Here is a 13,138-nt window from a genome sequence, read left to right on the forward strand (position 1 = left end):
GCATGTATGGGGGCCGGGCGGCCTACGGTCCCACTTCACAGGAGAGATCCTGACCCACGCATTATCGAGATCGTAGCTGCGGCGCGGCTTCTCGCCATCATAGTGCCGGAAATGTTCGGCCCGCGGGTACCTCTTTCTGTTATATTAGCCAATGCTCATGTTGACGAAGCCGTTGGCTGCGCCAAGTTCTTCTGACGGGCAAAGAGCATCAAATGACCGAAACGACTTCATTGAAGCCACCGGACAGGCTGCAGCTTGCCCTGGCGTAGCAGGGAGGAGATTAGAGATGAAAACGGCTATCCCAACCTCTTTTACAAGACGGGGCGTCGTCACTGTTGCTGTGTTGGGCGCGGCCGCCGCGTCGACCGCAATATTGCCAGCTCACAATGCGCTGGCGCAGACCAAGCAAACCACGCCTGAGAAAAGTCTATATGAACGGCTGGGTGGCGTGTTCGCCATAGCTGCCGTGGTGGACTACTTCAGCGACGCCGTCGTGAAGAATCCCATTGTCGGCCAGAAGTCCAAGAACCCGCAGCTACGGGAATGGCACACTAAGAATCTCGAACGGCTGCCCGGTCTTAAGTTCATGCGGACACTTTGGGTCTGCGACGTTTCGGGCGGGCCCTACAAGTTTGTGGCCACCAGGCCGGGCTCGACGCCACTCGGCCTTGAGGAAGCCCATCGCCGCCTGAAAATCTCGCCCCCGGAATTCGATGAGGTCGCAGCGGAGCTCGGGCGCACGTTGGACCATTTCAAGATTGCCAAGCCCGAGAAGGACGAAGTGCTGGCAGCCTTCGCCGCGCACAAAGACGAGGTTACCGCCGGCTACCGCGAAAAGGGCTGAAGAGGCTCGCCCAACACGCGCTTGCGCACCTTCATCGCCTGCCTTGTCGGAAAGGGCTGCTTTGCTCGTAGAAGTCCCGGCCTGCCTGGAAATGTGTACAGTCATCTGAGCCGACCAGCCTCGGAAGAGGGAAGTGTCGCATCTCTAACCGCATTACTAAATAGATGCTACAATGTAAAGTTGCATAACATACATTATGGAACCATTTTTTATTATTTTAAATCAAGTAGTTGTCTCAGTATCGCGGCTTATCTTTGTGTAGGTTGGCACGCTGACCAAAACCCACCAGACCCAGACCATCGCTATGCTGATGCTGCGGCGGGCATCTTTTTCGCGTGCGGTGGCGTTCTTCGCTATTGTCCTAAACTTTTACGCTGGCCTCCCTCGCCCAAAGCCGCAGCTTTCTGCAGGATTCAACATACGCGTCCACGGCGTCCGCGTCCGTCAATGGTACGAGGCCTTCATCGGCGGCGGAGTCAACGCCAGCTTTCATAAGCAAAGGCAATGCCCCTGGCGTGAACCCGATGAATTTGCAGTGCGCAAACGCGTCTGCCACGAAATCCCGCGCCGCCGCTTCCCTCGTCAGCAGTTCCGCACCTTCTTCCGTTAACAGCAGAGCAACCGAGTCAAAGAGCACCGACGGCCCGCCATCCACAATGTGCCTGGCGACGATCGTAGTGTCATCGTCGGCGACTACGTTGCCTGCTTTCAGCGCGATCACCTCCATTGTTGCTCCCTCCGCCTCTAGGGCCGCTTGCAGCGCGGTGAAAAGAGCAGCATCCATACCATTGCTGACGAGCACACCGACCTTGCGTCCTTCAAAACTGTCAGGGCCATTTTCTATGATGCTCAAGGCAGGAGACGGCTCCAGATCCTTTCGCGGTGTCACGGCAGCGTCCGCCGCCTTAGGCATGTCGGCGATGCCAAGTTTGTCCGCCACCGTCTGTGCCAAGCCCTCATCAATGTTGAGGAGATGAGCAATCATTCGCTCTCGGATAACCGGTGCCTCGACCTTGCTCAGTTCGAACGCGAGGGCCATTGCGATGTGGCGCTGCTCGGTAGAACTCTGGCTGTTGAAGAACTGGATTGCCTGGCTGTAATGATCCGCGAAACTTTCGGGGCGCAGTCTCACCTTTTGGCCGTCCTCGCCGTCGGCAAAGGATCGGAATCCTCGGTCAGGTGACTCCCTGGGCCCTTCACCAAAGGAGTTCGGTTGGTAGTTGGCCCGTCCTGTGGGGTTGTGCATCGCCATGTGCCCGTCCTGCTGGAAATGATGGAAGGGACATTTCGGTGCATTGATAGGCAGGTGGGTGAAGTTGGAACTTCCAAGGCGCTTCAATTGGGTGTCCAGGTAGGAGAAATTCCTGCCCTGCAAAAGAGGGTCGTTGCTGAAGTCGACGCCGGGAGGGACATTCTGCGTCATAAACGCGACCTGCTCCGTCTCGGCAAAGAAATTGTCGGGCATCCGGTCAAGGACCAATCGGCCAACGGGGATCGGTGGAAGGACTTCTTCGGGGATCAGCTTTGTCGCATCGAGGACATCGAAGTCGAAACCGTCCGCAAACTCCTGGTCAAAGAGCTGGACGCAGAGCTCCCATTCCGGGAAATTGCCCGACTTTATCGCGTCCCAAAGATCCCGGCGGTGGAAGTCCGGATCGGCGCCGTTGATTTTCACGGCTTCGTTCCACATGACAGACTGCATGCCGAGCTTTGGTTTCCAGATGAATTTCACGAAAGTGGATTCATCTGACGCATTGACCAGCCTGAATGTGTGAACGCCGAAACCCTGCATAAAGCGGAATGAGCGTGGGATAGCACGATCCGACATCACCCACATGACCATGTGCATCGATTCCGGCGTCAGGCTGATAAAATCCCAAAATGTATCGTGTGCCGACTGCGCTTGCGGAAATCCCCTGTCTGGCTCAGGCTTCACGGAGTGGATCACATCGGGAAATTTGATGGCGTCCTGAATAAAGAAAACTGGGATGTTGTTGCCGACGATGTCCCAATTTCCTTCCTGCGTGTAGAGCTTGACCGCGAATCCCCGCACATCGCGAGCCAAGTCGAATGAGCCCTTGCTTCCTGCGACGGTGGAAAATCTCACGAACGCCGGTGTCTTCTCGCCGGCGCGCTGGAAAATATCCGCGCGCGTGTATTTGGCTAGCGATTTGTAGGTCTCGAAGAAACCGTGCGCGCCATATCCACGCGCATGCACCACCCGCTCGGGGATGCGTTCATGATCGAAATGAAAAATCTTCTCTCGGAAATGGAAATCCTCGATGAGAGTTGGCCCGCGCGCGCCGACCTTGAGAGAGTTCTGGTCGTCGGCGATTGGGCTTCCCTGCGCGGTGGTCAGGGCCTTGTCGCTGCTTCCAGCAAGTTGGTGTAGCTCTCCACCCTCCCCTCTTACAAGGGTCTGATCATGGATGGTTGCAGTATTGATCTTCTTGGTCGTCGCCCTGCGCGCCATATGGTCCTCCTTGAGGGAACAGTTTCACTGAACAAGCTGCTCAGCAACCAGCGCAGAAGCGACAGGTTCCGCCCGAAACTGCGAGTTGTCGGATTTCTTTAATTGGACTGATGACGAAGGGATTTGAGGGCAGCTGCCGTCACTGCGCGGTTAGCGACCGTTGGCGCGCTACACGCGGAGGAGTTAGCTTGCGCGGTTCTTAATGGGCGATCGGTCATTGCGAACGCGTGCAGGGGCACGGCAAAGAACGCCGCCCTCGATCTACTGATGGCAACGCGACGCTTTCGCCTCGCTGAAACGGGACCGCGTAACTGCTCCTGGCTAGTGCAGCTGGCGCGGCACGAACCATGGCAGGTTCAACCGGGGAAGGCGGCATAAAGCATCACGCTCACCGAAATCTCACCGGGGCTTTCCAAGTCAGCGCATAACGCTTCCCGGCTAGCCTGACATGAGGTGCGGGTCGGCACTCGTCTTCCGCGCTGCTCCCTGTAATGCGGGCCAGCTTCGATATCGGTATTCGACCTGTCTGCCATGACATCATCCATGTGAAGGACCTGGCAACCGTCTCTCCAACCTAAAGTCTCGATCGGGGGCGTAAAGCACCCCACTCGCTTAACAATCGGCCCGAGCGTTTTTCCATTGGAACCAAGCAAAGTCCGGGAGGTTTGCCTGTCATCGTCATCGCCAACAAGGGAGTAGCTGCATGAGAAATTCTTTTCGCCTGGCGTCTCTATCGCTCGCCACCTCACTGGCGTTTGCATTGCCGTCGCTCGCCGCCGAAACCGCGCAAGACTTCGTAACCAAGGCCGCGATTGGCGGAATGTTCGAAGTCCAGTCGAGTAAGGTCGTCCAAGACAAGATTCAGGATCAGACGCTCAAGGATTTCGCCCAGAAGATGATCTCCGATCATGGGGCTGCCAATGCTAAGCTCGAAAGCATCGCCGGCGAGCAGAAACTGCAGGTGCCTGCCGACCTCGATGCTTCTCACAAGACCGACGTCGACAAGCTAAAATCAGCCCCAGCACCGGTCGATAGGCCGTATGCGGACTTGCAGAAGGCGGCGCATGCCGATGCAGTCAGTCTATTCGAGACGTACGCGAAGGATGGCGACAATCCCGCCCTGAAAGCCTTCGCATCGGAGACGTTGCCCACGCTGAAGATGCATCAGGACATGATCCAGAAGCTTGCAACCAGGGCCCCTGCCGGCGAGAGCACCACGCCTGCGGTCACAAGCAGCGGCGCCAACAATCCCGCAGCTCCTGTTCCCGGCGCTAACAGCTTCACGGAAGGCCAGGCAAAGAGCGCGATCGAGAAGGCCGGTTATGCCGACGTCTCTGCTCTGAAGAAGGACGACAAGGGCATCTGGCGGGGAACGGCGAGCAAGGACGGCAAGTCCACCCCAGTCGCTCTCGACTATCAGGGCAACGTCGTTGCCGGCACTCAGTAATCAGAAACAAAGGACAATGAGATGCAAACCATAACAGGATTGTTCGACAACTATGACGATGCCAACGATGCCATGGGCGAACTTGTTGCAACGGGCGTGCCTCGCGATGAGATCAGCATCGTGGCCAACAACGCGACCGGGTGGTACAAAGCCGACGAAACCGAGGCCGGTGAGGATGCGGCCGCCGGAGCTGGCCTGGGCGCCGTTATTGGCGGCGCCGGCGGCCTGGCGACTGGCCTCGGGTTGATGGCCATTCCGGGCCTTGGCCCTGTCGTTGCCGCAGGATGGCTGGCGGCCACCGCTGTCGGCGCGGTCGGTGGCGCCGTGGTCGGTGGGGCAGCTGGCGGCATTATCGGGGCTATGACGAAGGCAGGTGTCCCGGAAAACGATGCCCATGTTTATGCGGAGGGTGTCCGTCGCGGTGGAACGATGGTCACGGCCAGGGTCGAGGATAACCTCGCCCCGAATGCCGAACAGATCCTCAAGCAATACAACTCCGTCGACATCGCTGACAGACGCTCTGAGTACGAAGCCAGCGGCTGGACCGGTTTCGATCCAGAGGCCGACGTCTACCCTGAGGAAGACCTCCGCCGGGTCGGACGCGGGCGCGATCTCTGATGTAAACCGCGGGGCGGCGAAAGCCGCCCTGTCCTTCTCTTCGATCCGATCGATCTACCCGAGCGCCTAAGCGGCTAGCGACCCTTGAGGTCGACCCAGGCGGGAGCATGGTCGCTTGGTTTCTCCCATCCGCGCAATTCAACATCGACGCCAGCTGCGTGAATCCGGCTGGAAAGCGCCGGACTCACCAGAAGATGATCCATGCGCAAGCCGGAGCTGCGATCGTAACCGCCCTGGTAGGAGAAATTCCAGTAGGTGTAGATGCCTTTTTCCGGATGCATTGTGCGTACGGCGTCGACCCATCCGCTGGCCAACATGTCAGCATATGCCTTGCGACTCTCGGGGAAATACACCGCGTCTCCAACCCAGCGCTGCGGCACCACCGCGTCTATTGGGGTTGGGACGACATTGTAGTCGCCACACAGAACCGTCGCCACGTTTTCCTGGAGCAGCAGGTGTCCGTGGGCAATCAGACGGTCGAACCATCTAAGCTTGTACTCGAATTTTGGTCCCGGCGCCGGATTGCCGTTTGGCAGATAAAGACAGCCGACGATCAGACCATCGACCTCGGCCTCGAGATAGCGGCTGTGCGTGTCGTCCGGGTCGCCCGGCAGACCGCGTCGCCGTTCCAGGGGCACTCGTCCGCGAGCCAGGATGGCAACACCGTTGTATGATTTCTGACCGTGCCAGATCGCGCCGAAACCGGCGTCCTCGATTGCGTTGACCGGGAATTTCTCGTCCGATGTCTTTAATTCCTGCAAACAAACGATTTCGGCAGGGGTTTGGGACAGCCATTTCAGCAGCACAGACAGCCGACCGTTTACACCATTCACATTGAACGTTGACACACGGGTCATTGTCGATCGCATTGCGCCACCTATTGTGTTGATCTCGGGGGTGGATGACGTCGCCGCATGATATCGATAAGGCTGCTATGAAGATCATCCCAATTTTCAATTATGTCTTTGTCGGTAATGCCTTCTGCCTCTGCTTCAATTACGAGCCGTTTCGCGAGTTCCGTTATGACGGCATTGTCCACGCGCCGGCCATCAAGCAGACCGTTTCTCTCCATCCACAGGTGTAAAAAGCGAACGGCGCGCTGACATATCACTTTGGCGCTCCCGAATTCTCGATCGCATAGACAACAATTCGCCAGAGGCTTTCCCTCTCTCCATTCCACCTAGGCAGAAAGTTGACGCCGCGCGTGTTCATTTATTCATAAGCTCATGCACGCTTTTCCGTTCCGGTTGTCGTGGCGAGTGCCGGAGACGTTGCAAAAGTTGCTCCCGCGCGACTGGCGAAATTCCATTCCTGTCGACAGGAGCGCTGCCTACGCTAGATCGTTGGCGAGGGCTCTCGAGAGGGTCAGACAACCAGAAAGAAGGCTAAACCTGAAGATGCTCGAGCCGCGTTGAAGGGCTGGGCATTCTTCGCCGTTCTCATGGCCGGCATCTTTGGCGTGGCCCATGCCTTAATCGAAGTGTAAGTGACTAACGATCCCGTCCGGTTAGCATTCCATCCTTCCAGTCACACCGACCGTGGCCCGGCGCCTGGGGACGATCATTTCACAACTGCTTCAACCCGCGTAGCGCATCCCGCGCGTCGGCTCGCGCCTCGCTTGCTTCCGGATAGACGGCATAGGCCGGATAGTTGAATTCCCGGGCGCGCCTTCCACGACCTCCAGCTGCCCCGCCTCGATATGGGAAGCTGCGGCGCCCATGTACCTTCCGCCGGCGGCAAGGATGTACTTCAGCACGAGCGGACCAAGACCGACCATCAATCCCGGTCCTCCGAAGGCAGAGGAACTGGTACCATTCTGGCGACGTCAGGCGTCTTTAGGAAGCACCTGAAGTACCCGTGCAATGAACATATGGAACTCCGCCATGTAGTTGCGCAAAAACTGCTCGGTGGATTCAACCGTCACTTCGCCGCTATCCGTGATCAGGCCCGGCGTGAACTGTATATAGGCTTCCGGGGCATTCATTTGCGGCGAATTGCAAAAGCTCAGCACGCTCCGCAGGTTCTGCTGGGCCACGGCGGTTCCGATAGTGCCGGGCGAGGTCCCAATGACGGCCGAGGGCTTGCGAGCGAAGGAATTCTTTCCATAAGGGCGGCTTGCCCAGTCGATCGCGTTCTTCAGCCCGCCTGGGATCGAGCGGTTATACTCGGGTGTTATGAAAAGCACTGCCTCCACAGCGGCGATGGAGTCTTTGAAAGTGCGCGCGACAGGTGGAAAGTCGGCATCGTAGTCGTAGCTATAGAGCGGCAAATCCTTGAAGGAAATCTCCGACATCTCAAGCTCTGGCGGGGCGAGCTGAACGAGTGCTTTTGCAAGCTTGCGATTGATCGAGGCATTGGCGAGGCTGCCGATCAGGTAGCCGACCTTATGCGTGGTCATGAAGCCCTCCGGCGTTTCCCACCGACCCAACCAGCAGTATCCGCTTAATCAAGGGTAGGAGCCAGTAAAATTTCGTCAGGTGTCCAAAGCCAATCACAAGCTTTGGATATCAATCTTGGCCGGGCAGGCAAGGCATTCGCCACGTCGGCGTGCTCGGCGATATGGCAGTCATACCGGTCAAATGCCCCGTTGACGGCGACCCTTTTTAACCAGCAATCATATCCCGCGGACGGCCACCTGGATACGTTCTTGTGGATTGTGCTAATCGCCGGCCTCCTGTGGCTGGGGTCGCTGCGCTTAAACGCAAGCCATTGATCCGGTCACTCTCCTGGCCGGAAACATGGATCGGCCCGCTCCGTCGCTGGCACTTCCGATTACGGCAAACCCATAAGTTGACTCAGTGCGGTTTCTGCAGGCGCGGGCGCGCAGGCTTGGACGCCGATGCTTCCTCGGTTCTTCGCGGCCATAGTGATGGTTAGCGTATGGACCCACTGGGGAATGCCGGATAGCCGCGATGGTTGGCGTAAGCAAGATTTCGCGCGTTTGCAGGTCCAGCGCCCCCGCTTGCGGCCTTTTCTATACTGAGCGATACTCTTTGGGGAAAGCTTGGGTTGTTGGGGGTGAACTATGCCAATTTACGACGTCGCAGAGATGTGCCTCGATCGAATTGTTAGATCGAAGGCAATCGAAGCATGTAGTCCAGACGCGGCTGCATTGATCATGAATTCACGCAGGTCAATCTCCCAAAAATGGGAGACAGATTGGATCCGCGTGACTGACGAAAATGGTGGGCGAGTATTCGCGTACACAATCGCCGATGATGGGGCCGACGATCCCTGTGTGTGATGCGCGGCGGACCTGAAAAGCGGGCCGTCCGTCGGGCGCCATTCCGGGCAGCCTGCAACGGAATTGCCCAGTTCAACGATTGGATGACGTGGCAACAACTCGCCGGGCAAGACCCCAGCCACCTTTAGCCCGGCGAGCCTGCTGCCTAATCAGGAGCGTGATCAGGCCCGGGATGACCCGGTGCCTGGTCCAATGCAAGATCGCTGCCAGCGCCCCTGTCCCGAAATGGGACGGCAACGCCATGTCGAGTGCCTTGTGTTTGTTTTGGTGGTCAACACCACGGTGCGCCAGTGCGCCTTGTCGAAGACATTGACCAGTAGGTCGTCAGGCTTGTCGGTCATTAATGGCCCCCCTCCTTCATATGCATGCTTCGCGCATATTTGCATTGGCGCATACGTCGACCAGCCGGCGGGCCGTGCTCACAAACAGCCCGTCGGTTATTCCCGGCTCCTATTCACATCCCAATCTATAGGCATCGGGCCGCATGGAGGACCGTCATGGAAGCAGTTGGCCTTTACCGGTGCCCAGGAATTCCACCATTTGCCTGCATCGTCGAGCGGGCCAAGGCTAGTTACATCAGCCAGGACGCCTACAGATCCGGCGGCTACAAGCCAGACTTCGACGCGTTGCCTTGGGAGGCTGAGTACAGGGCCGCAAAGCAAAAAGCCTAGGAGGGAAGCTCGGTTTTGGCGGCAGGCTTAACCGAAGCCCGCCCCTTTGCCGTCGAGCGATGCGGGCTACGGACGCGCGTTCGCACGAGCTTTTCATCACGAAGCCTTTGCCTCCTGCTGGTTCCCGTGCGGTCTCCGGAGATGACGGGTGGCGGGTTTGCTGCTGATCAGACTATGCGCAACAGCTCGCGCAGGCGGACTGGCAATCTCGGCGAAGCCTGCAACTCAACACAGCTCGCCTCCCAGCGCTGCAGATACTCGGCAATCGGGATACCGGTACGACCGGGCCAGCGATTGAGTGAGCCCAGTGCCTCGACGCAGTCTGGTGCGCGGTCGTATTCGGCGAGGATGGTCACCGACATCGCCTGGGCGAAAGGATTGAGGCCCGGTGTTTCGATTTCGCTGCGATTGTCCGCAAACCACGCCTCGGCGTTGCCCGTGAGCGCTTGGCTGTCGGCCAGCGTGGTATAGCCTCGGATGATGTTCTGGCGATACCCGGCAATGGCATCGCCGAAGGCGTTGTCGCCGGCGAAGGGCGGGTTCTGCTTCCAGTCCATCGCCAGGCGGCCCAGCCCGCGCAGCGAGAAGGCTTCGACCATCGCTTCCTCGAGCCACTGGCAGGGTGGTGACGGCTTGGCCTCGGCCTGCCAGCTGTTGGCCGTGACGTGGCCGAGCTCATGCCCGAACTGGTAGGCAAGCTTCGACCAGTCGCGCTCGCCAATATCCACAATGATCCACGCCATGGTGCTGCCGTCCGGATGCAGCCAGACGGACGGTGGGCCTGACGTATGCTCGTCGACGCGAAGCCGGGTCGGCTGGCGATCGGAGACCAGGCGGACGCCATCCAGGCAGGCGTGCCGCATGCGCTCTACGACTTGCTCAGCTGCGCGCGGCAGCATGTGGCCCCAGTTGCCTGCGAGTTCGATGGGGGCGGAGAGAAGGGAGGTGGCGGTAGGATAAGGCGATGTGGTGGCCGCGCCGCTCGTGCCCCAACCACCTGACTGAGTCAGCGTCGCAGGGGCTAGGCTTCCGGCTGCTGAGCCCGCAAACAGGGTAACGAAATCCCGTCGCCGCATTTCGATTCCTGATGTCCGATCCATCATAATGAGGAGCATCATGTGAAAATCACAGAGCGTGTCCGTGAGTGGGAACGCGCACTTCGACCTCAGGGTTCCACACTGTTTGACTAGGCAAGCCGAAAGCACGAGGTGTCACGCCCTGGGCAGAGCTGAGCTACTCCCAAGGATCACCTCGGAACGGCGCGCCGATGGGCAGCTGATAGCAGACGGATGGTGCAGTCCCATTCAGGATGGAACGCGTAGCCGCGTGTCTTCATCCCGGCTCCGGACGTGAGCCTTTTTGATAAGTCGCGCTATCGACGTGCCGGGCGGATAGTGATGGACGTGGAGCACTAGGCCCGTCGCCGAGCTTTTGCTGCTCGACCTTCTATACCCGGACACCCGTTCCATTTGAGCCGCCGCCATCGCGATCGTCAGCTCGCGGGCTTTCGGATAGCGCTCGCGCACGATCGCGCCAAGCCATTGGCGGAGACTTGCGAGACTGCCTCCAGACCGCCCCATCCTTGCCCGCGCCCATCGAGCTCCGAGCCGACCAACTCTCACTTTTGCCGAATCCCGCTCGCAATGCGAATTATGTTGTGACGGGACTCTTAAGTTCGCCAGCTGTCGCAGCGCCTACCGCACTGGAAGCCCTACCATTCTGTTGAAGGTGGGAACTGCCGCACCTGCTCGGTGAGTCCCCACTCGGAACAGATTACCGAGAGCTTCCATTTGCTCGCAACATCCAATTGCGCAATGCGTTCCTGCCGGACAGTAAACCACGCATCTAATTCTACGACGTCGCCATCGAAGTGGTCGACGGGCGAAATTCTTCGCAGAACTAATCCGAATCCGTCGAGCAACATTACAAGATCATGAAAAAGTCTCTGCTTCTCGTAAATCGGATATAGGTGTGCTTCCAACTGCAAGCCCAAGCATCCGCTGAGCAGATCCCCAAATCCTTTGATAATTTCAAATTCCGTTCCTTGCGTGTCTATTTTGATAACATCAGGCGGCGGGACTTCGCCGGCTAGAAATAATTCTAAATAGGGTTTCACCTCGACATCAATATTCGACCTTATATCAAACGCCGGTCTCACCGAATATCGATCGAGGAACGTTCGGTTAGGCAAACGCGTCGACGAGCAACCACTACTTTTGGTCAAATACAAAGTCGATATACCAGAGGCTTCGCCGAGAGCACTCTGAATTACCACGACCTCCGCAAACCTGTTCGAGCTTTTCCTAAGTTCAACTGCCCTTGCCGGGTTTGGTTCGAACATCACCGCAACAATGCGATCCTCAACTTTTGACCATGACTGCTGAAGGCCACCGGCCGCTCCGATATCCGCTACCACGAGGTGTTTGCCAAGATCTAGATCGCGCCCCGACCGACTAGTCCACGACCTCCAGCTGTCGGCGGTTCTCACTTCGGGTCTTGCAGGCACAGATGCTGGAACTGAAGCGTCGATCATGTTGAGGAATCTGTCCGGAACAATCGCAAAACCACCTTTGAAACTTTGAGACGTGTTGGCACGATCTATTCTTAATCGGGATAAATCATCGGAAAAATCGAAGTCTCCTATGAGAGACGCATTAACTTCTTCAAGAGAATATGGAAACATTTTTCTTATAAACTCATCTTCGCTAAGTCTAAATTGCGTACCATGGCCCGTCCCCAACGAACTTTCCGCCCATTGAATAGACTGAGTTTTTCGCAAATTTTCGAGCGCCAGGTTTCGATCCATAGCTTTAAGATGAAAGAGGAACAGGCTTCTGTTTACCAGTTGAGGGTACTGGCAACTATGAAATCCCGGATCCCACGTCAGTGGAATCCTAGAGATTAGAGGTTTACAATAATCTGCAGCAAATCGAACGTACCGCCTTTGAGACAATATCGGGCGACTTAGGTTGATATTCGGCTCCACGTTCTGCAGATGCTGCACCTCGACTCCAAGGGCAGTGACAAACTGGTCACACTGCCGCCCCACGAAATCGACGAGTCCGGCAAACAGCGCTGGATCCGGAATCAATATCTCATCAACGTCCGAGAATATCACCGCGTCGTAGTAGCAGAGCAAACTCGCTTGAAATCTGCTTACAAATGCCGATCTTTGGTACTCATCAAATTTGTCTCGAGGGACACGAACGGTATTTGCACGTCCTAAGTTATTTGTACTCCCATCGTCCGAGCCGTGGTCTAGAACGAATAGGTTTTCTTCACCGACGGCCCGCCCGTAGTGCCGTCGCCAGATTGGCAGGAACACTCTCTCGTTGTATACCATCGTAACCGCGGCGATCTTTAGCTGCTTTGCCACGTCAGGTTCGCGAAGCGTGAACCTCTCCCACGCGCCGCATTCCGTGCGCGAAAGAGTGATCCGCCCATCAGATTCTGCACTGAGAAAGGCGCCTAGCGCCTTGAGTGCAATCTGACCTCCGTCAAGACGCACCACTTCAAGAACGGTTGAAGTTGCGGTAGTTCCCGCTCCCAACGGCCCTACAATAGACCAGGAATGGTTGGTTGAGCAGGCTATCGGGTGAAGCGTCGTCAATACGACGTGCATGATTTGGGCGCGCGGTCCATCAAACACGAGTCTCGCATTCGGCGGGCTGATTGCGGGGGAGCCGTGCCGCAACTCACCTGTCGTCGGATCAACATTCAGAACGGTTCCGTGCGTCGTGAACACACGCATCGGCGATCCTGGTTGTTCTGTCGGCACGCCATCCTCCGATACCTAGCAGTTCATTCGGCCCTCTTCCTACTTCAAATTGGTCCTTCTCGG

Annotated in this window: 10 protein-coding genes; 5 read left to right on the forward strand and 5 right to left on the reverse strand. The window is 57.4% G+C overall.

What is annotated here, in order from left to right; genetic code table 11:
• Positions 1 to 286: 286 nt before the first annotated feature.
• Positions 287 to 844, forward strand: a complete 558-nt coding sequence (locus tag CK226_RS30170; RefSeq protein WP_095789573.1) for a group 1 truncated hemoglobin — start codon at positions 287 to 289, stop codon at positions 842 to 844.
• A gap of 361 nt (positions 845 to 1,205) precedes the next feature.
• Here the strand turns inward: CK226_RS30170 and CK226_RS30175 are convergent, their stop codons facing one another.
• Positions 1,206 to 3,317, reverse strand: a complete 2,112-nt coding sequence (locus tag CK226_RS30175) for a catalase (protein ID WP_095789572.1) — start codon at positions 3,315 to 3,317, stop codon at positions 1,206 to 1,208.
• 703 nt (positions 3,318 to 4,020) lie between these two features.
• On the opposite strand from CK226_RS30175, the gene CK226_RS30180 reads away from it, so the two are divergent.
• A complete protein-coding gene (locus CK226_RS30180; RefSeq protein WP_095789571.1) occupies positions 4,021 to 4,764 on the forward strand; it encodes a DUF4142 domain-containing protein in 744 nt (247 codons plus the stop codon).
• Positions 4,765 to 4,785: 21 nt separating this feature from the next.
• Positions 4,786 to 5,382: a hypothetical protein gene (locus CK226_RS30185; RefSeq protein WP_095789570.1), complete on the forward strand. Its 597-nt coding sequence runs from the start codon at positions 4,786 to 4,788 to the stop codon at positions 5,380 to 5,382.
• A gap of 74 nt (positions 5,383 to 5,456) precedes the next feature.
• On the opposite strand, the gene xth is transcribed toward CK226_RS30185, so the two are convergent.
• Positions 5,457 to 6,239 carry an exodeoxyribonuclease III gene (gene xth, locus CK226_RS30190; RefSeq protein ID WP_095789569.1) on the reverse strand — a complete coding sequence of 261 codons (783 nt, stop codon included), beginning with the start codon at positions 6,237 to 6,239 and terminating at the stop codon, positions 5,457 to 5,459.
• Between the two features lie 77 nt (positions 6,240 to 6,316).
• Between xth and CK226_RS35815 the strand changes: the two genes are divergently transcribed.
• On the forward strand, positions 6,317 to 6,466 hold the full coding sequence (locus CK226_RS35815) for a hypothetical protein (RefSeq protein ID WP_185973342.1): 150 nt from the start codon (positions 6,317 to 6,319) through the stop codon (positions 6,464 to 6,466).
• Positions 6,467 to 7,207: 741 nt separating this feature from the next.
• Here the strand turns inward: CK226_RS35815 and CK226_RS30205 are convergent.
• Entirely contained in the window at positions 7,208 to 7,780 is a 573-nt protein-coding gene (locus CK226_RS30205; protein WP_095776108.1) for an NADPH-dependent FMN reductase, read from the reverse strand.
• A gap of 1,343 nt (positions 7,781 to 9,123) precedes the next feature.
• On the opposite strand from CK226_RS30205, the gene CK226_RS35200 reads away from it, so the two are divergent.
• Positions 9,124 to 9,297, forward strand: a complete 174-nt coding sequence (locus tag CK226_RS35200) for a hypothetical protein (RefSeq protein ID WP_179296041.1) — start codon at positions 9,124 to 9,126, stop codon at positions 9,295 to 9,297.
• Positions 9,298 to 9,464: 167 nt separating this feature from the next.
• Here CK226_RS35200 and CK226_RS30215 read toward each other — a convergent pair whose 3' ends face one another.
• A complete protein-coding gene (locus CK226_RS30215) occupies positions 9,465 to 10,415 on the reverse strand; it encodes a hypothetical protein (protein WP_245437892.1) in 951 nt (316 codons plus the stop codon).
• Positions 10,416 to 11,008: 593 nt separating this feature from the next.
• The gene (locus CK226_RS30220) at positions 11,009 to 13,075 is read right to left on the reverse strand and encodes an FkbM family methyltransferase (RefSeq protein ID WP_142887678.1); all 2,067 of its coding nucleotides are present in this window, start codon (positions 13,073 to 13,075) and stop codon (positions 11,009 to 11,011) included.
• Positions 13,076 to 13,138 lie beyond the last annotated feature (63 nt).

It is taken from the genome of Mesorhizobium sp. WSM4311, from assembly GCF_002295115.1.
Taxonomy (GTDB): Bacteria; Pseudomonadota; Alphaproteobacteria; order Rhizobiales; family Rhizobiaceae; genus Mesorhizobium.